We start from the raw sequence: 18,415 nt of genomic DNA on the forward strand, positions 1-18,415 counted from the left end.
TCAGTCCCGCGGATCGCGGGGTGCGTAGACCGATGTCGTGTCGTCGACCTGGTGGACACGCGTCAGCGGCGCCTGCGGGGAGAGCTTCTCCGACAACTTCTGCCGACCGAGGTCGACGGCCTTCTTGGTCGCCGGGGATTCGGTCACGGCGTGGTAGGCGCCGCTGATCTGGTCGTACCGGCGGCGGCCGGCCTTGGCGCCGAGCACGTACCCGACGCCGAGAAACGCGAGAAGTCGAACCATCGCTGTGCACCCTCCCGCCTGTGACTCCGGATTTCACAGGGTCATGATCATCGTCTGACATCCTGCCCGATCGCGCTCGGTGGGATCGCATCGGGCAGGGCCCCGAGTGCGATGTGCACACCGATTTGGCGTGTCCGGGACCCCATGGGATAAAGTCATCACGCGGTCCGACGCACGGAGGGTGAAGACCCTCGTGCACCGGTCGTCAGCATTCCCCCATAGCTCAATTGGCAGAGCTTCCGACTGTTAATCGGACGGTTACTGGTTCGAGTCCAGTTGGGGGAGCCAGAACACCTTTCGACCCGGGGCGGTAGCTCAGTTGGTCAGAGCCGGGGACTCATAATCCCTTGGTCGCGGGTTCGAGCCCCGCCCGCCCCACTGCCCCCAACCGCGATTGCGGACCTTCTGCCTGTTCAGCTGATGCGGGGCGGATGATCGAGCGCCACCAGTCGACCCGCGAGATCGACGATCTTGTCGTTGGTGTCCTGCGAGACCTGACGCAACATCGCGAACGCCTGATCGGCGTCGAGGTCATAGCGCTCCATGAGGATGCCCTTCGCCTGGCCGATCGTGTCGCGGGACGCCAGCGCCTCGCTGAACTGGTGCTGACGCGTGTCGCTCTGCATCGCCAGCGCCGCCTGTGCCGCGAACGTCCGGCCGATCTCCACTGCATCGGGGTCGAACGCGTCCGCCTCGACCGAGTGCAGGGTCAACGCACCCATCACCTCGGACTCACGGAACAGCGGAAACGAGACGCTCGCCCGAACCGGGGTCTGCATACGTGCATCGCTGATGTAGTCGGGCCACCGGTCGTCGGTGTCGTAGTCGTCCACGCGGACAACCCGCTGCCGCCACGCCGACTCGAGGCACGGGCCCGTGTCGTGCTTGGCCTGCAGCTCGTCGAGACGGCCGGCGATCTCGTCGGTCGGGGCGAGCGATGACAGCACTCCGCGCTCGACGATGGTGATGCTTGCGTACGTGGCCTTCGGCACCGCCGCAGTCGCCCCGACGGTCAGCGCCGTGAGGAAGCTGTCGATCGCGGCGTCCGATACGTCGACGCCCTGTAGTTGCCGCACCTGCGATGCGAATGCCCGGTACACCGCTCTGTTCTGGTTGGCCATGTCCGTTCCTCCATCCATGCCTGTTGAACTTCGCCAGCGTCTCACGCGACAACGCTCGAATCGACGGTCGACAAGCCTTTGACCAGGCAATTGATATCTTCCCTTTCGGGCGTTACCGTTTCGTGATCAAAGTCGGGCATTCGTTCCGATGTCCTGCCGAACCACCATTGAAGGTCGGAATCCGGGTCGTGACGCAGGTCATGTCCGACGTAAGAATGTACGAATCTTTGGATTCGCGCAGGCCTGAGGGGTCCGGCCGCGCGCAATGAATTGAGTGATGCAAAATATCTGTGCAATCAAACAGGCCCGCCGGGGGTGATCAAGGTAGGGTCAGATCTGTCCAACTGTCGAGAACCCGCGTACAGATGTGCACATCGCACCGGTTTCGGAAAACGTGCGGGCGGCTGTTGTGACCTGAACTGAATTGACGACACCTCAACGACAGAGCGCTGTGGTCGTGGATCCCCCTGCGGTGCTCGGAGTGGTCCACAGTCGAACAGGGAGATCCCAGGTGAGTGTCAGCTTCGGCCCGCACGGTGTCCGTGCGACCGCTGATCAGAAGCGGGGCAGTAAATCTCGCGGCGACGTGCCCGCGCAGCCGGGTCGTCTGCGCGTGGCCATCGCCCACGACTACCTCACCCAGCGGGGAGGCGCCGAGAAGGTCGTCCTGTCGATGGCGAAGGCGTTCCCCGAGGCCGTCATCCACACGACGCTGTACGACCCGCAGAACACGTATCCGCAGTTCGAGGACATGGATGTCCGTGTTTCCGCGATGAACAGAATCGGATTCCTCCGACGAAATCACCGCGCGGCACTTCCGCTCCTCCCTTTCGCCTCGTCGTCGATGTCAATCGATGCCGACGTGGTCCTGGTGAGTTCGAGCGGATGGGCGCACGCATTCCGGACAACGGGTCGCAAAGCCGTCTACTGCCATTCACCCGCGCGATGGCTTTATCAGGAGCAGGACTACCTCGGCGAGTCCGCCGGATGGAAGAAGCGGGCCGCACTCGCCTTCCTCGCCCCGCTCCTGAAGATCTGGGACCGGCGTGCGGCGCGGTCGTGCGACATCTATTTCGCCAACTCCCGCGTGGTCCGCGACCGCATCAAGACCGCCTACGGCCGACCCGCGCGCGTGCTCCCCGCCCCGGCGACGATCGAGATCGATTCCGACCCCGAGGTCGTGCCGGAGGTTGCGCACTGGGCCGAGCAGGGCTTCTATCTCTGCATCTCCCGGTTGCTGGCCTACAAGAACGTCGACGCGGTCATCGACTCGTTCCGCGGCACCGGCCGTCGGCTCGTGGTCTGCGGTCGCGGACCGGAGGCGGAGCGACTGCGAGCGACCAAACCCGACAACGTGATCATGGTGTCGGATCTGACCGACAGCCAGATCGCGTGGCTCTACGCCCACAGTTCGGCGGTCGTCGCGGCCAGTCACGAGGACTACGGCCTGACCCCCATCGAGGGTGCGGCCCACGGGAAACCGTCGGTTCTGTTGCGCTGGGGAGGTTTCCTCGACACCGCGGTCGAGGGACTCACCGCCGTGTACTTCGACGAACCCGAACCGTCGTTGATCCGTGCGGCGATCGACCGGTTCGAGCAATCGGCGTGGGACACCGAGAAGATCGTCGAGCACGCGACCCGGTTCAGTGACGAACAGTTCGCCGCGCAGCTCTACGACATCGTCGACTCCCTCGCATCCACCGACACCGAGGAGGGTGCCGCGTGACGGCTCGGCGGGCGTCCCCGGCCGGGACGCGGGTCGCGCCCGGTGAGCAGACCCCCGTGGTAGAGGCTTGATCTCGCCGATGACAGACAGTCGGGCCCTGGCGTCGCCGCGTGCCCTCATCAGCGGTGTCACCGGACAGGACGGCCACTATCTCGCCGCCCGGTTGATCGAGGCCGGTATTACCGTGCACGGGGTCGTCGGACCATCTCGGTCGGTCGAGTCGGTCTCCGCGCCGGGATTCGTCGGTCACGAGCTCGACCTGACCGACGCCGCGCAGGTGCGTGCTCTCGTGGCCGACGTCGCGCCGCAGCACGTCTTCCATCTCGCCGGGTTGTCCTCGGTGGGCCGATCCTGGACCGACCCCGTCGCGACCGTCGACGTCAACGCGGTGTCCGTCACCGCCGTCCTCGACGCGTGTCTGCAGTTCCAGGACGAGACCGGCGACCCGATCTCCGTGGTCAACGCCTCCAGCGCCGAGGTGTTCGCCGGGTCGTCGGAGTCGCCGCAGGACGAATCGACCGCCATCGCGCCGACCTCGCCGTACGGCGTCTCGAAAGCCCTGGGCCACATGATGTGCCAGGTGTACCGACGCCGTGGCCTGCAGGCGACCAACGCCATCCTCTACAACCACGAATCCCCGCGTCGGCCCGCGACGTTCGTCACCAGGAAGATCACCGCCGCCGCCGCGGCCATCGCGGCCGGCGAACAGGACCGTCTGACACTGGGCAATCTGAGCCTGCGTCGTGACTGGGGATGGGCACCGGACTATGTCGACGCGATGTACCGGATGGCTCTGCACGGCAAGGGGGACGACTTCGTCGTGGCCACCGGGGAATCGCATTCGGTCGCGGAGTTCGTGGAGACCGCGTTCGCGGCGGTCGGCATCACCGACTGGCGTGCGCACGTCGAGATCGACGACGAACTCAATCGTCCGGCCGACAGTGCCGACATGGTGGGCGACGCGACACGTGCTCGGGACGTGCTCGGATGGCAACCCACCAAGACCTTCGAGCAGATCGTGACCAGCATGGTCAACGCAGATCGACGACAGGAGCAGAACTCGTGACCACGGACAGCGACAGCAAATACCTACGGGCACTTCGGACCCCGCCGCCACCGCGGATGGAGGAGACGACGGTGGACGGCAAGACGAAGAAGTACAAGATGCAGAACATCAGCCTCGCGCAGAAGATCTACAACCGCGTCGGACTGCTGGGCTACAACATGCTCGTCACGTTCATCCCGTCGCACACCATCCGGTTGGGATGGCTCCGACTCTTCGGCGCCAAGATCGGCAAGGGGTCGGCGATCCTGCGTGGCACCACCGTCTTCGACATCGCCTATCTCACCATCGGCGAGAACTGCAACGTCAGCTTCCGGTGTGTCCTCGACGCGCGCGCAGGCATCCTGATCGGTGACAACGTCGTGATCGCCAGCGACACCCACCTGCTCGGCGGTGGCCATGACATGAACGACCCGAACTTCCTGCCGATCCCCAAGCCGATGATCATCGAGGACTACGCCTGGATCGGCACCCGGGCGCTGATCCTGCCGTGCACCATCCATCGAGGCGGCGTCGTCGCCGCGCAGGCGATGGTGAACAAGGACGTCGGCGAGCTCGAGGTCGTCGGAGGCAACCCCGCCAAGCCGTTCACGAAGCGGAACCCCGACGCGCTGAAGTACACCGGGCACTATCGGCCGCTCTTCTACTGATGGGTGCGCAACTGTCCGAGACGCGGCTCGTCTACATCGCGCCTCGGCTCGGGGTCGGTGGGGTCGGTGACTACGCCGACGACGTGGTCGACGCCGTCCGCCCCTACTTCGCAGATGTCCTCGAGTACCGGCACGAGGGTCCGGGTCGCAGCAGCGTCGCCGATCTACGCGCTCATCGACGAGAGATTCGAGAGTTGGTGGCACGGGCGCGGTCTCAGGGGCCGACAATCGTGCACGCCGAACTCAGCGGTGGCGCTCTGGTCCCGTTCTGGGGCATCGCGGGCCTGCCCGATGACGTGCCGGTGAGCGCGACCGTCCACGATCCGCCGCATCCGATCTGGTGGCCCGCTCGTACCCGGTTCATGGCGGACCACTGGTTGATCAACCACGCCGTCCATTTCCCGTTCCGCGGGGTCTCGCATCGCGTGCAGCGGAAGTGGCTGCGTGCCACAACGTTGTTCGTCCTGACCGAGAGCGGTGCCCGATCGGTCCCGCCCGACTATCCCGACGCGCGGGTGGTTCAGATCCCACACCTGGTGAGCGAGCGTCGTCTCGGGAAACCCCCCGAGGAGCGTCCACTCAATGTCGGGTTCTTCGGTCTCGTGTACCGCGGCAAGGGATTCGACCAGGTCAGCTTGCTCAGGGAGCGGCTCCCCGCCGAGATCGGCATCCGTGTCGCCGGGCGCGGCACCGAGACCCTGCCGCAGACCGACGGCATCGAGATCGTCGGGGGAGTGGAGGACGAGGCCGAGGACGCGTTCTTCGACTCGGTACGTGCCATCGCGATGCCGTACGGCAAGCGGTCCCCGTACGGCATGGGGTACCCCGCGTCCGGTGTGATGTCACGGGCCATCGCCTATGGCACCCCCGTGATCTGCAGCGACCACGGGGCCCTCGGCGACATGACCGGTGCGCAGGGGATCACCGTGCTCCGGGGCTTGCCGGAGGACGATGCCGACGCCGTCGCCGACGCTTTCGCGGGCGCGATACGAAACCTGTTGCCCGACACCGGGGCGATTGCGACGGCCGGCGAGAACGTACGAACAGAGCGTGCCGCGAGTTCGGGTGCCGAGGTGGCGAAGGCGTTCGCCGCCGCATGGACGGACATGCTCGGACATCCTGGATGACCGAGGCCCCGAAGACGCCGACCGGACCCGCCGACACGGGGCAGGAACGCCGCAACATCACGAAGACCCTCATCGCGGTCTTGTGGATCTACGGTGGCCGCGGCGTCGGGATGCTGTGGACACTGGCGCTCATCTCGCGGCTCGGCGTGGGCGACTACGGCATGTACGGGATCGCGTTCGCGCTCGCCGCCGTCATCGGGCCACCCCTGGACAACCCCTACGTCGTCCGGTCGATGCGGGAGTCCGAGGAGAAGTTCGTCACCGAGCGGGCCAGCCGTTTCCTGGTGGGTCTCAGCCTCGTCGCGCTCGGCACCGTGCTGTTCCCGGTGAACTACATCGCGTGGTTCGGCCTGACCGTGGCCGGGGGCGAGATCGCGTTCAAGTCCTACTCGAGCCGTTTCGCCCGAGACGGGCACGCCGACCGGGTGTGGCGCCTGGACAGCATCAGGCAGATCGCCAGTGTCGCGATGGCGGTCGTGTACCTGTTCGCCGTCAAGGACCCGTCCCTGCTCGTGGCCAGCATGTTCTACGTCGCGCCCTACTTCGTGATCCTCGTGCTGGCGGCGATCGCGGCGCGAGGTCACCGTCCGGCCCTACCCGGACCACCGCGACTGACCCTCGCACTCATCGGCGAGATGGGCGGCACGGCACTCTATCTGCAGGGCGACGTCCTGCTCTTGGGGTTCCTCACCGACAGCACGACGGCGGGCTACTACACCCTGTGCTGGACCGTGGCCGCGGCGTTGGCCGCGGTGGGTCAGTCGTTCGGAATGACCTACCACGAGCCGCTGCGACTCAGCGGCGGACGCATCTCGTCGGGGCCACCGCTGCGCCTGACGCTGACCGTCGGGTTCGTGTCGTGCGCTCTCGTCGCCCTGCTCGGCGTGGTGTTGCTGCTGTCCCCGGCGCCGACCGAATTGGCTCTCGCGATGCTGATCATGTCCCTGTTCACGGGGATGCGAACCATGATCTCGGTGTTCCAGGTCGTCCTGTACGCACAGCGTCGCGACCTCACCCGACTGGCGGCCAACCTCGGCCTCGTCCCGGTCAAACTCGGTGCCGTCGTCCTGCTCGCGGGTCCGTTGGGCGCGGTCGGTGCGGCCCTGTCGTCGGTCGGGGCCGACGCGATCCTGTTGGTGATCTACGTGGTGGCGATCTATCGACGCCCCCTGAGATGAGGTACGCATGACGTCGGTGACCCTCGTGATGTCGAAGGACCCCGTGGCCGAACGTGGCGGTGACGTCGAGCTGAGTCGGTTGCTCATCACCCTCGCCGCCGACGACTTCGACGTGTCGGCCATCTGCCTCTCACCCGAGAGTGGCGTCGTAACAATGGATCTGGCGTCCACGGGCCTCGAACTCACCCGGGTCCGTAAACCGGCCGTCGCACCGCACCGACTCGCGGTGCAGGTCCTTCGTTCCCGACGCAGCCTCGTACACGCGCGTTTCGACACCCCGGACCTGCGGGCGGCGATCGACTCGACCCGCTCGGACGTGGTGGTCGCCGAGCACAGTTACATGGCCGAGTCCTTCCTGAACAGTGCGCGCCGCGGATCCGCGCGCCTGGTGGTCAACACCCACGTGTCGGAATCGCTGGTGTGGCGCGCCACCCGCGGGATCCTCGGGCGCATCGAGGAGCCCCGGTTGTTGCGTGACGAGCTGCGCGTGGCGCGAGCCGCCGACGCGGTCGGGACTTTCGACGCCGACGAGGCCGAGTTCTACCGCGCGCGCGGCGTCCACGGCGCCCGCTGGCTCGATCTGACGCTGCCGCCCGCGGAGCAGGTCGCGGTCGCGGACACGCCGCCCCGGCTGGTCTTCATGGGTACCCGCGACTGGCCCCCGAATCAGGAGGCGTTCGAGTATGCCCTCGCGCTGTGGCCCGCGATCAGCGCGGGGATCGAGGATGCCGAACTGTGTGTGATCGGCGCGAAGAAGACGGGCGTGCGCGACCCGGTGTACCCCGCGGGTGTCCGGGATCTCGGTTTCGTCGACGATCTGCACGGGTTCCTCGGCACCTGTCGGGCGATGGTGGCGCCGATCGTCACCGGCGGTGGGGTCCGCGTCAAGATCCTCGACGCCGCGCGTATCGGCCTGCCCGTGGTGGGCACCTCAGCGGCGGTCGGGTCGTTGGGGGAGACCTTCGGGCTGTCGACCCACGACTCCGACGAGGCCTTCGTCGCGGCGTGTCGCGGATTCCTCACCGACGCCTCGTCCGCGGCGAGGGCCGGGGCGGACCTCTACGAGATCAACCGGGATCGCTGGGTCCGGCGGGCGCCGCACGCAGCCGTCGCCGCACTGCTGGACGGCACGCAGGCCCCGACCCGCTGAACCCCGGCGGTTACCGGCGACGGGTCAGTCGGCCGCGGCCGGCGCCGGGTCCGGGCCGACGCGTGCGACCTTGCCGACAGCGCCCGTCGGAGGACCCAGTGGTGGTTCGGGTCGGTCCGTCGCCATCCGTTCGCGGTCGATGTAGACGACGAACGTCAGGAAGATCGAGAAGGCCGTGGTGACGGGCAACACCGCGACGACGGGGTGATCGAGCTGCAGCGCGATCAGGAAGAAACCGATGAACGTACCGCCGAACAGGGCGCGCGGCAACGACTTCGAGCCGAGTGCACGCCACCCGATGACGCAGCCGAGCAGCAGGATGGCGAGGAACACCGCTCCTGTGAACAGTCCGCCGCGATACACCGTGAGCAGCGGTGCGTTGGCGACGTGGTTCAACGTGAACGCCGTCGACCCGGTCTTGAACTCGGGGCGGTCCCAGCCCAGTCCGAAGAGCCAGTGACCCGACAACTGGTGGGGGAACTCCTTGAGCGCGTCGGTCCGCGACGACGAGCTGACGTCGTCGCTCACGAACGCCTGCAGGATCCGGTTGCGCACCTGGGGGACCGCGGCCGCGCCGACGATCGCGAGTAGAAAACCGCCGATGAAGATGGGGCGGGTGCGCGAGCTCATCCTGTGGAAGAGCATCGCGAGCAACAGGCCGACCACGACGCTGAAGAGCGCCGAGCGGCTCAGGGTGAGCACGATGCATCCCATGAACAGGGCGCTCAGCGCGAGACGCCGCCAGCCGTCGAACACCACGATCCCGACGAACATGGCGACCAGGAGGCCGATGCCCGCCGCGTTGGGCTCGACCCACATGCCGCCGAAGCGGACCGACTGGGTCTGGCCCTCGGCGTTGTAGACGTAGCTCGTCGTGGTCGCGACCGCGCCGTAGCCGAACAGGCTGAAGACCTTGATGATCGGTGTGCCGCCGGCGGCGAGGATGGCCAGACCGAACGCGCCGTTGAAGGCCGTCGCGCACACGAAGACCTGTCCGAACCGTCGCAGGTTCGCCGTCGACAACCGCAGCAGGGCGATGACGAGCAGGGTGACGATCGACCACTTGATGTATTCGATGTAGTCACCGAGCGACAGTGCGGTGAACACCATCGACAACCCGGACACGAGTACCAGCAACAGGATCAGGGACTCGAGCAGGTGCAGCCGCCGGCGGTGACTGGGATGCAGCACCGCGGCGAGGACCACGGCGGCGGAGAAGAGGAGGTACAGCGGCACGGGGACGCCCGGCAGCGTGCCGAAGGGCAGCAGGCCGATGGCCACCGCCAATGACCAGTACAGCCACAGCGGATGTCGCAGGCCGACATAGGCGGCGACGGCCAGTCCGATCAGTCCGATGACACCGATGGTCGGCAGCGTTCCGCCCGTCACCGCGGCGAGCGCGACGACGGGACAGACGATGACCGTCGCGAGTATGAAAAGTATCTCCCCGCGCGATCGTGTTCCCGTTGTCACGCCATATATCCTTACATTCGGTTCACTCGCTGCAACTCGAGGTTGCGCGAGCCAAGATGCTCGTGCACGTGAACGCGTCTACGCTCTCGAAGTATCGGCAAACAACAAGCGATCGGAGTTCCCCTTGGAAATCGGGGATTACCTGCGTGCTCTGCGACGATTCTGGTGGATCGTGGTCGTGGTCGCAATTGTAGGAGCAGGCGCGGGATATTTGAGTTCGTTGATCGCGACGCCGAAATACGCTTCGACCGCCCAACTGTTCGTCACCACCCAGAGTGGGACGTCGGTGGGCGACGCCTATCAGAACAACCTGTTCTCCCAGGAACGTGTCGTCTCCTACGCGGCACTCGCGACCAGCCAGCAGGTCGCGGCACGCGCCATCGACCAGCTCAAGTCGACGATCTCCCCGGACGATCTCCGGTCGAAGATCACCGCCACCCCGGTCACGAGCACGGTGCTGTTGAACATCACCGCGACCGACTCCGACCCCGTGGCCGCGCAGACGTACGCGAACGCGGTCTCCGATCAGCTGGTCCAGCTCGTCAGTGAGCTGGAGACCTCGCGACGCGGCGGCACGCCGGCCGCCGGCGCCGTTCTCGTCGACGACGCCGACTACCCGTCGGGCGCGAGCGGCCTCGGCCTGGTCACCCGGATCGGCCTCGGCCTCGTCGGAGGACTGGTCCTCGGCGTCATCGTCGCGATCCTCGCCGCCCTGCTGGACACACGCTTCCGTCGACGTGAACGCGTCGAGGAGGTGGCGGGTTCGCTCACGCTGGGCGTGCTGGTCGACGACAAGGACCGGGACTTCGAGAAAGCCCTCGACCTCTCCGCCGGCGGACTCGCGGTCGAGCGTCTGCGCGAGCTGCGCACGAACCTGCAGTTCGCTCGCACGAACGGCGACCGCCCGAAGGTCATCTCGGTCACGAGTCCAGGGCACGCCGATGGTCGGTCGAGCACCGCGGTGGATCTGGCGTCGGTACTGGCCGAGGTAGGCCGTTCGGTGGTCCTGGTCGACGGCGACCTGGTCTCGCCGAGCCTCGCCGAACGGCTGGGTGTCGGGAGCACCAGCAGCGGACTGGCCACCGTCCTCGACGGACAGCACCCGGTGAGTTCCGCGGTCATCACCGACGTCGGAGGACGCCGGTGGGCGTTGTTGCCGGCCGGACCCGTCCCGTCGGTTCGCGGTCGGCTGTGGTCCGACGACCGCGCCGCCGAGACCATCGACGCGCTCCGCAGCCGGTTCGACTACGTGATCATCGACACCCCGCCCCTGTCGGACTGCGCCGACGGTGCGCTGATCGCCGCGCTCGGCGACGGTGCCCTCGTCATCGCCCGACTCGGGCACACGAAGATGGCCGACCTGCGGCGTTCGCTGGAGTCCCTCAGCCTCGCCCACGCCCCGCTCATCGGGACCGTGGTCACCGGCGAGCAGGTCGGTCGCCGGGACGCGACCGCGGCGTCGTCCAAATCGGATACGCCGGCGTCGCCACCCGCACCGGCGTCGCCACCCTCAGCGGCACCTGCGGCTCCGCCGGCGTCGACACAGCGCGACCCGTGGCAGACCTCCGATCCCGACTCGAAGCCGCCGTCGGCGCCGGATCGGTCGGCGCACGGTGTCCATCGCGTCGCCAGGGAAAACGACGACGAGAACAGGTGAACCGATGAAGCTGCGGCGGGCCGTGCCCCTGATCGTGATGTCTCTCGCGCTGGTCGCGGGTTGCTCGACGTCCGAGCCCCCGAGACCGGCCGGCGACTCGCCGGTGGTGCGGTCGATCGCGCCACCGTTCGACGGTTCGGCCCAGATCCCGACGACGTCGGCCTCGACCGGCGGGACCGGCCCGGGTGCCGTGGTGAGCACCAGCATCCTCGAGGACAACACCGAGCTCCAGGACGTCGACGCCAAGGCGATCCGGATGGTGTTCCGTTCCACCGAGGGCACCGGCGGAAAGCCCACCGAGGTGTCCGGACTGGTCGCGATACCGCCAGGTGTCGCACCCGAGGGGGGATGGCCCGTCATCGCGTTCGGACACGGCACCACCGGGGTTCTCGACAAGTGCGCACCGAGCCAGTTCGACACCCTCGTCGGGAACGGTTCGATGATCGCGAGCATGATCCAGTCCGGATTCGCGGTGGCGATGCCGGACTACCAGGGGCTCGGCGTGCCGGGCTACCGCCACCCGTTCCTCGACGGTGCGACCTTCGGCAACAACATGATCGACGCGGTGCGCGCGGCGCACAACCTCGATCCGGCGATCGGCACCAGGTGGGCCGCCTTCGGGCACTCGCTGGGCGGACTCGCGGCCTGGGGTGCCGCTGACCGGGCGGGCGCCTACGGGCAGGGTCTTGATCTGACGGGCACGTTGGCCATGGCCCCGCCCGCAGACATGTCCGGTCTCGCCGACGCCGCGCAGAACGGAACACTGACCGCCGACCAGCGCGTCGCCCTGATCTTCGCGTTGCAGACGCTGAGCTGGAGCAATCCCGGTTTCGACCTCGACCGGTACCGCACCCCGTCCCTGGCCCAGAAGTGGGATCTGCTGCTCGACTGCACCGCCAACCTCAACGAGGTGCTCAAGGCGCGCGAGGCGGTCACCAACGCCGACCTGAAGCCGGACACCCCCGCCGACACCACGCGTCTGCGTGACCTCCTCGAGGCGCTGGCGGTGCCGAAGAACAAGATCACCGGCCCCATGCTGCTGATGTACGGGACGAAGGACACCCTGGTCGACTACCGGTGGACCGACGCGGCCGTGAAGCGCGCTTGTGCACAGGGTGACGTCATCGACATCGACAAGCGCATGGGACAGGGCCACAGCGATTTGGAGAGTGCCCGCGGTCTGCCGTGGATCAAGGATCGGATCGACGGCCACACCGCTGACAACACCTGCCCCGGCAGAACGTGAGGCCTCCGCGCCCCGTCCCGCGTGTGCGGGACTACCTGCGGATCCTGGCCGCGAACTGGATGGTCATCGCGATCGCCACCGTGCTCTCGGCCGGGGCCGGGTACGTCTCCACCTTGATCGAGCAGCCGCAGTACACGGCGTCGGTGAAGCTGTTCGCGACCGTGGCCGGTGACTCGGGTGTGCGAGCGGCGCAGCAGGGGGACCTGGGTGCGACCGCCCGTATGACGACCTATCAGCAGATGGCGACGTCGTCGATCGTGCTGCAGCGCACCATCGATCAGCTGAAGCTCGACACCACCACCGGGGAGCTGGCCACCGAAGTCCTCGCGGTCATCGCGCCCAAGTCGGTGGTCCTCGACCTCACGGTCTCCGCGTCGGAGGCCTCCCGTGCGATCGACACCGTCAACGCCCTCGGCGGCAACCTCGCGCGACTCTCGCAGGAGGTCGAGTCGACCGACGACGGGCCCGTCGCCGAACTGGTACCGGTGGGCGGTGCGACCGGTGCCCAGCGCGTCGAGTCCTCGATCGTCGATGCCCTGACGCTCGGTGGCGGTATCGGGTTCGCGCTCAGTGCGGTGCTGGTGCTCGCGCGCGCGTTGATCCGGGACCGTGCCGTGCACCGCTCACAGTTGAACAACTTCGTGGAGCAGTCGATCTCCACGTCCGTGGTGAGGAAGACCGTCACATGATCGTGCGTTCCCGTCGGCTGCTCGCCGCGCTGTGCGCCCTCGTCGTCGCGGCGGCGGTTCTCGCCGGGTGCTCCGACGACGGTTCCGACACCGCACAGACGCCCGGCGCGACCGGAGTGACGATCCCCGGCGATTTCTCCGGTGCCGGCCCCGGCACCCTGAGGTCCGCGACGACGCTGCCCACCGTGGACCGACGCGTCACGCGTCTCACCACCATCGCCGCCCGGATCACCTACACGTCGACCTCAGGGACCGACGGCAGCGAGAAGCTGGTGTCGGGCACCGTGTTCTCCCCGGTCGGACCCGCGCCCGCCGGCGGATGGCCCATCGTCGCCTTCGGCCACACCTCCACCGGGGTGCAGCACGAGTGCGCGCCGTCGCTGTCGCCGTCGCTGCTCGGGTCGGTCGACGCGATCGGTGTCCTGGTCAACACCGGGTACGTAGTCGTCATGCCGGACTACCAGGGACTCGGTCTCGACGACACCTATCACCCCTACCTCGACTCGACGACCGAGGGCAACAACATGATCGACGGGGTGCGGGCCGCCCGGAAGCTGGTGCCCGACACCTCGAACCGGTGGGTGGCCCTGGGGTCTTCGCAGGGCGGCCAGGCGTCCTGGGCGGCCAACGAACGCTCCGAGGCCTACGGCTCCGGGCTCGACCTCGCCGGGTCGGTGAGCCTCGCCCCCGCGGCGGACATCATCGGCTTCGCCGACGCGGCGCAGGCAGGGACGCTGACGACCGATCAGATGGCCCTCTACCCGTGGATCCTCTACGCGCTGAAGAACGAACACCCCGAGATGAACCTCGACGACTACCGACGTGGCGTGGTCGAGGAGCGGTGGGACGTGCTCACCGCGTGCCAGGGCCCCGCCGCGGGCCAGCGCGCCGACGTCACGAAACTGATCACCGCCGACGACGTACGCCCGTCGTCGCGCGCCGCCACCGACACCCTGCGCGGTTATCTCCGCGAGATGAGCCTGCCGAAAACCGCTGCCGGAGCGCCGATGCTGGTGATCTACGGAGGTAAGGACCAGTTGGTGAACCCGGCGTGGACCCGCGGCGCGGTGACCGGTGTGTGCCGACTGGGCGCCCGTGTCGAGTCCTATCTTCTCGCCGACCGTGGACACGACGACATCGACGCGACCTACGCCGTGACCTGGATCAAGAACCGGCTGGCCGATGCCCCGGTGGTGAACGGGTGCAACCGTCCGCCCGCCACCCTCGAGACGTCTGCGCCGGGCACCGCATTCGGCGACCAGGGGTGAGGCACCTGTGGCGATGACCCGCAGGCGGTGGACCGTCGTCGGGGTCGTCATCGTGATCGTGATCGCCGCCGTGATCGCCACGATCGTGGTGGCCACCGGCGGGGATCAGGCGTCCGACGACCGTGCCGCGGTGCCGGGTGCCCGTATCGGCGGTGACGCGCCCGGATCGCTCGTCGAGGCGGAACCCATGACGGCGTTCTCGCGCAGACTCGAAGGCGCGCAGATGAAGTCGGCGCGGGTTCTCTACCGCTCCACGTCCGGGGACACCGGCGCCGCGACGGTCGTGTCCGGGGCGGTGTTCACCCCGCTCGGTGCGGCGCCGCAGGGCGGGTGGCCGGTCGTGTCGTTCGGACACGGCACCCTGGGCATCAACACTGAGTGCGGGCCGTCGACCTCACCGACCCTGCTCGGCCAGACGCCGGTGGTCGCGAGCTTCGTCAAGCGCGGGTACGCGGTGGCCATGGCCGACTACCAGGGGCTCGGCGCCCCGGGGGTGCACCCGTACAGCGACGCCCGCACCGCCGGGCTGAACATGATCGATGTCGTACGCGCACTGCGGAACACGTTCGACGACGTGTCGAACCGATGGGCCGCGTACGGGGGATCCCAGGGCGGGGGAGCGGCCTGGGCGGCCGACGAGCAGGCCGCCACGCGGGCCCCCGATCTGACGTTGGTCGGAGCCGTGGGGATCGCGCCGGCGGCCGACGTCGCCGGACTCGTCGACAAGGCGGCGGCCGGAACCTTGACCACCGATCAGGGGCCGGTCCTCCAGGCCGTGATCGAGTCCCTGGGGCGGTTGCATCCCGACCTCCGGCTCGACGACTACCGCCGGGGCGCCGCGGCACGGTCATGGGACGTGCTGTCGGCCTGCGCAGGCAACGACGTACACGACCGCGGTGCGGCGGTCGCATCCCTGGGACGGATGGATTTCGCCCCGGCGACCCCGGCGGCGGCTGCGAAGCTCAAGGCCTATCTCACGGCGTGGGCACTGCCGCAGCGCGCTCTGTCGGCCCCGCTCTACGTCGAGTACGGCACCGAGGACACCTACATCGACCCGTCGTGGACCGCCGCCGCGATCCGACGGTCGTGCGCCCTGGGAGGATCGATCACGTTCCGGGCGGATCCGGGCAAAGGGCACGGCGACATCGACGTGACGGACTCGCTGACCTGGCTCGACCAGCGGTTCGACGGTGCCGCGCCTGTCGACGACTGCGCTCGCGCATGATCTCCTCGGCGTACACGCGCCGGGGAGGCCGGACCGCTGTTTCGTTGAACGGCTCAACTGCGGTGTGACTGTTACCCTCTCACCATGCAGCGCACGTTCGACGGATACGCCCGCGTAGGGCATCGACTTGTTCAGGGTTGGGCCCAGCGGGAGGTCTTCGCGCTCCTGCGGCTGATCGATACGCAGCAGCGCGACCGCGGGATCACCGGCGGGGTCGCCGAGATCGGTGTGCACCACGGGCAGTTGTTCATCGGGATGGATCTGCTGCTGCGCGACGGTGAGAAGTCGGTGGCCATCGACATCTTCGGCGACCAGGACCTGAACATCGACGCATCCGGCAAGGGCGACCGCGCACGGTTCGTGCGCAACGTCGAGAGGTTCGCAGGCGCCGACGGGGTCGAGATCCATCAGGGTGACTCGACCGTCGTGACCCCCGAGGAGTTGACCGCGCTCGCCGGCGACCGGATCCGACTGTTCAGCGTCGACGGCGGCCACACCGAGGAGGTCGTGCTCTCGGACATGACGCTGGCCGAGGAAACCCTGTCCGCCGGTGGTGTCGTCGTGGCCGACGACGTGTTCAACGCCGCGTGGCCCGAAGTGGTCGTGGGCACCCTCCGGTACCTCGAACGCCCGACGGCACTGGCGCCGTTCGCGATCGGGTACAACAAGGTCTTCTTCGCCGACGCCGACCACAGTGACGACTACCGCGCCGCGATCACCGCGCAGTATCAGGATCGTGCGCTGTTCCACTGCCGCGCTTCGTCGTTCGCCGGTCACCCGGTCGTGCTGATCGCCGATGTCGCTAAGACGCCTCGTGAACTGCTGGCCCGCAGCAGTGTTGCCCGTTCGATCCACGGTCGCCTGACCGGATCGTAGGCGCCGTTCCGCTCAGGAACGCATGCCGATCGCCCCGGCGGACGGGCTCCAGGTGATCACGCCACGCTCGAAGGTCACCTTCACCCCGCCGTTGGGTTGCGGTACCTCGTCGGTGATCGCGAGACCGAAGGCGCGTGTCCACGCCTCGACGACGCCACCGCCGACGAGGTGGGTGCCGGTGGCGTCGGACCAGTAGACCCGCCCGCCCGATGCGACGTCCTGATGGCCGTCGTCGAACTCGGTGGTCGGGTAGGTGTCCGCCCTCGCGATCAGTGCGGCCACGGGTGCGGGTGAGGTGAGGAAACCCTTCGGGGTCCGGTACACCGCCGTCCGCTGGTAGTAGCGGCCGAGGATCCCCGAACGAGTCACGGGGACAACAGGACTCAGGGCCTCGCCCCAGGCCGGATCGGGCTCGGCGGAGTCCTGGAACTCCCGGTACTCGGGGGTGGTCGGGACCCCGAAGTGCGCCAACTCGGCGACCTTCCACATCGCGTCCTTGGTCGACCGGTCGGTGCGCAGCAGGCCGAAGTTGTCCTCCGTCATCCCGTTCCCGGTCGCCCGGTCCCGCGTCGTGAACAGGAACACCGGTCCGGCGTAGGGGAGTTCGGCCCACTTGTCCAGGAAGTCGGCGATCACCGCGGACTGTTGCCCCTCGTCGAGCGTGGTGGTGGGCGCTCCGAACTCGGTGGCCCAGATCTTCTTCGCGCCGTCCCCGCGCGCGAGCATCAGTTCTCGCATCGCGCTGAGTTGTTGTCCGGGCGAGTTGGGCATCGTCCACGCGGATCCGAGGCTGAGGTCGTATTTGTAGGGGTGGAAGGAGAGGGCGTCGAAGCTGCCGCCCGCCCCCGCGTCGTACATCTGCTGCAGGAAGTCGACCGGATTCGCGGTGACCGCGGAGTCGATGACCGCGCCGAGGGCGCCGCCGACCACCGTTGCGTTCGGGTCGGCCGCCTTGACCGCGCGGTAGCCGGCCTTCAACAAGGCGGTGTAGGCGACCGGATCCGGTCGGGGGTCGAAGAAGATGGTGCCGTTCGGCTCGTTCCACATCTCGTACGCCGCGATCGTCCCCCGGTACCGGGTGGCGACCGCCGACACGAACCTGCCGTAGGCCGCCGGGTCGGCCGGCTCGGCGTACGGGCCGGTCGATCCCGGTGCCGCGGCCCACGCCGGGGTGCTGCCGATGCTGACCAGGATGGACAGGTTCCGACGCGAGGCGTCGGCGATCAGACGATCCACGACCCGCCAGTCGTAGGTGCGCGAGTCGGTCGGCTGCACCAGCCCCCAGAACACCGGCAACCGCACCGAGCGCAACGAGGTGCCCGCGGCCAGGTCGAAGTCGGCGATCGTATCGGCGGGGCTGTTCCAATAGAGGTCGGCGGGGAACGCCACACCGAGGCTCGTCGACGACGTGGGGGATCCGGCGGCCGGTCCGACCGGCGCGGCCCGTGGGCGCTCCGACGAGTGGGTCAGGGTCACGGCGACGATTGCCGCCACGATGCACACGACCGCCACACCCAGCAGGCCGCGGCCGACGCCGCCGACCGGGAGGTGCGAACGTCGCATGCACAGCCTTTCGCGATACCCCCGCGGGAGGAGACGATGAGGCTGAGTGAACCACACACACCTCGGCTCGGGCGACGGACTGCCTCCATTTGCGTTGCCGGTGCCCGATCCGGTGGTCGACGAAACGAAATCCGGGCCGAAACCGATAGAAAGTCGCCCA

16 protein-coding genes and 2 tRNA genes are annotated in these 18,415 nt (G+C 68.0%); 14 read left to right on the top strand and 4 right to left on the bottom strand.

Annotated features, from left to right (window positions below; genetic code table 11):
* A complete protein-coding gene (locus tag IEV93_RS12585; RefSeq protein WP_188490031.1) occupies positions 1-243 on the bottom strand; it encodes a hypothetical protein in 243 nt (80 codons plus the stop codon).
* 212 nt (positions 244-455) lie between these two features.
* Here IEV93_RS12585 and IEV93_RS12590 point away from each other — a divergent pair.
* Positions 456-531, top strand: a tRNA-Asn gene (locus IEV93_RS12590).
* A gap of 16 nt (positions 532-547) precedes the next feature.
* Positions 548-621: transfer RNA gene (locus IEV93_RS12595), tRNA-Ile, on the top strand.
* A gap of 35 nt (positions 622-656) precedes the next feature.
* On the opposite strand, the gene IEV93_RS12600 is transcribed toward IEV93_RS12595, so the two are convergent.
* Positions 657-1,364, bottom strand: coding sequence for a GAF and ANTAR domain-containing protein (locus IEV93_RS12600; protein WP_188490032.1), 708 nt, complete (start codon positions 1,362-1,364; stop codon positions 657-659).
* Positions 1,365-1,875: 511 nt separating this feature from the next.
* On the opposite strand from IEV93_RS12600, the gene IEV93_RS12605 reads away from it, so the two are divergent.
* From IEV93_RS12605 to IEV93_RS12630, 6 genes are all read left to right on the top strand, one after another.
* Positions 1,876-3,090 carry a glycosyltransferase gene (locus tag IEV93_RS12605; RefSeq protein ID WP_308691105.1) on the top strand — a complete coding sequence of 405 codons (1,215 nt, stop codon included), beginning with the start codon at positions 1,876-1,878 and terminating at the stop codon, positions 3,088-3,090.
* A gap of 79 nt (positions 3,091-3,169) precedes the next feature.
* Complete coding sequence (locus tag IEV93_RS12610; protein ID WP_188490033.1) at positions 3,170-4,156, top strand: GDP-mannose 4,6-dehydratase; 987 nt, start codon at positions 3,170-3,172, stop codon at positions 4,154-4,156.
* Positions 4,153-4,803: an acyltransferase gene (locus IEV93_RS12615; protein WP_229705072.1), complete on the top strand. Its 651-nt coding sequence runs from the start codon at positions 4,153-4,155 to the stop codon at positions 4,801-4,803. The genes IEV93_RS12610 and IEV93_RS12615 overlap by 4 nt, the downstream gene beginning before the upstream one ends.
* Positions 4,803-5,930 carry a glycosyltransferase gene (locus IEV93_RS12620; protein ID WP_188490034.1) on the top strand — a complete coding sequence of 376 codons (1,128 nt, stop codon included), beginning with the start codon at positions 4,803-4,805 and terminating at the stop codon, positions 5,928-5,930. The genes IEV93_RS12615 and IEV93_RS12620 overlap by 1 nt, the downstream gene beginning before the upstream one ends.
* Entirely contained in the window at positions 5,927-7,108 is a 1,182-nt protein-coding gene (locus tag IEV93_RS12625) for a lipopolysaccharide biosynthesis protein (protein WP_188490035.1), read from the top strand. The genes IEV93_RS12620 and IEV93_RS12625 overlap by 4 nt, the downstream gene beginning before the upstream one ends.
* Positions 7,109-7,115: 7 nt before the next feature.
* Positions 7,116-8,258, top strand: coding sequence for a glycosyltransferase (locus tag IEV93_RS12630; protein ID WP_188490036.1), 1,143 nt, complete (start codon positions 7,116-7,118; stop codon positions 8,256-8,258).
* Positions 8,259-8,282: 24 nt separating this feature from the next.
* On the opposite strand, the gene IEV93_RS12635 is transcribed toward IEV93_RS12630, so the two are convergent.
* Positions 8,283-9,731, bottom strand: coding sequence for an O-antigen ligase family protein (locus IEV93_RS12635; protein WP_188490037.1), 1,449 nt, complete (start codon positions 9,729-9,731; stop codon positions 8,283-8,285).
* Positions 9,732-9,855: 124 nt separating this feature from the next.
* Between IEV93_RS12635 and IEV93_RS12640 the strand changes: the two genes are divergently transcribed.
* The 6 genes from IEV93_RS12640 to IEV93_RS12665 all read left to right on the top strand — a co-directional run bounded on the left by IEV93_RS12640 (position 9,856) and on the right by IEV93_RS12665 (position 16,692).
* The gene (locus IEV93_RS12640; protein ID WP_188490038.1) at positions 9,856-11,388 is read left to right on the top strand and encodes a tyrosine-protein kinase domain-containing protein; all 1,533 of its coding nucleotides are present in this window, start codon (positions 9,856-9,858) and stop codon (positions 11,386-11,388) included.
* 4 nt (positions 11,389-11,392) lie between these two features.
* The gene (locus IEV93_RS12645) at positions 11,393-12,634 is read left to right on the top strand and encodes an alpha/beta fold hydrolase (protein ID WP_188490039.1); all 1,242 of its coding nucleotides are present in this window, start codon (positions 11,393-11,395) and stop codon (positions 12,632-12,634) included.
* A 23-nt stretch (positions 12,635-12,657) separates the two neighbouring features.
* Positions 12,658-13,323: a YveK family protein gene (locus tag IEV93_RS12650; RefSeq protein ID WP_188490040.1), complete on the top strand. Its 666-nt coding sequence runs from the start codon at positions 12,658-12,660 to the stop codon at positions 13,321-13,323.
* A complete protein-coding gene (locus tag IEV93_RS12655) occupies positions 13,320-14,591 on the top strand; it encodes a lipase family protein (protein WP_188490041.1) in 1,272 nt (423 codons plus the stop codon). Before IEV93_RS12650 ends, IEV93_RS12655 begins: the two co-directional genes overlap by 4 nt.
* A 13-nt stretch (positions 14,592-14,604) precedes the next feature.
* On the top strand, positions 14,605-15,816 hold the full coding sequence (locus IEV93_RS12660) for a lipase family protein (RefSeq protein WP_188490042.1): 1,212 nt from the start codon (positions 14,605-14,607) through the stop codon (positions 15,814-15,816).
* 84 nt (positions 15,817-15,900) lie between these two features.
* Positions 15,901-16,692: a class I SAM-dependent methyltransferase gene (locus IEV93_RS12665; RefSeq protein ID WP_188490043.1), complete on the top strand. Its 792-nt coding sequence runs from the start codon at positions 15,901-15,903 to the stop codon at positions 16,690-16,692.
* Between the two features lie 12 nt (positions 16,693-16,704).
* Here IEV93_RS12665 and IEV93_RS12670 read toward each other — a convergent pair whose 3' ends face one another.
* Entirely contained in the window at positions 16,705-18,255 is a 1,551-nt protein-coding gene (locus tag IEV93_RS12670) for a cellulase family glycosylhydrolase (RefSeq protein ID WP_188490044.1), read from the bottom strand.
* Between the last annotated feature and the right edge of the window lie 160 nt (positions 18,256-18,415).

The sequence above is a fragment of the Williamsia phyllosphaerae genome (assembly GCF_014635305.1).
Lineage (GTDB): Bacteria > Actinomycetota > Actinomycetes > Mycobacteriales > Mycobacteriaceae > Williamsia_A > Williamsia_A phyllosphaerae.

Excerpts from the sequence above, each read along its gene's own strand:
- IEV93_RS12585 (WP_188490031.1), bottom strand. The coding sequence starts at position 243 with ATGGTTCGACTTCTCGCGTTTCTCGGCGTCGGGTACGTGCTCGGCGCC.
- IEV93_RS12600 (WP_188490032.1), bottom strand. The coding sequence starts at position 1,364 with ATGGCCAACCAGAACAGAGCGGTGTACCGGGCATTCGCATCGCAGGTG.
- IEV93_RS12610 (WP_188490033.1), top strand. The coding sequence starts at position 3,170 with ATGACAGACAGTCGGGCCCTGGCGTCGCCGCGTGCCCTCATCAGCGGT.
- IEV93_RS12620 (WP_188490034.1), top strand. The coding sequence starts at position 4,803 with ATGGGTGCGCAACTGTCCGAGACGCGGCTCGTCTACATCGCGCCTCGG.
- IEV93_RS12625 (WP_188490035.1), top strand. The coding sequence starts at position 5,927 with ATGACCGAGGCCCCGAAGACGCCGACCGGACCCGCCGACACGGGGCAG.
- IEV93_RS12630 (WP_188490036.1), top strand. The coding sequence starts at position 7,116 with ATGACGTCGGTGACCCTCGTGATGTCGAAGGACCCCGTGGCCGAACGT.
- IEV93_RS12645 (WP_188490039.1), top strand. The coding sequence starts at position 11,393 with ATGAAGCTGCGGCGGGCCGTGCCCCTGATCGTGATGTCTCTCGCGCTG.
- IEV93_RS12655 (WP_188490041.1), top strand. The coding sequence starts at position 13,320 with ATGATCGTGCGTTCCCGTCGGCTGCTCGCCGCGCTGTGCGCCCTCGTC.
- IEV93_RS12660 (WP_188490042.1), top strand. The coding sequence starts at position 14,605 with ATGACCCGCAGGCGGTGGACCGTCGTCGGGGTCGTCATCGTGATCGTG.
- IEV93_RS12665 (WP_188490043.1), top strand. The coding sequence starts at position 15,901 with ATGCAGCGCACGTTCGACGGATACGCCCGCGTAGGGCATCGACTTGTT.
- IEV93_RS12670 (WP_188490044.1), bottom strand. The coding sequence starts at position 18,255 with ATGCGACGTTCGCACCTCCCGGTCGGCGGCGTCGGCCGCGGCCTGCTG.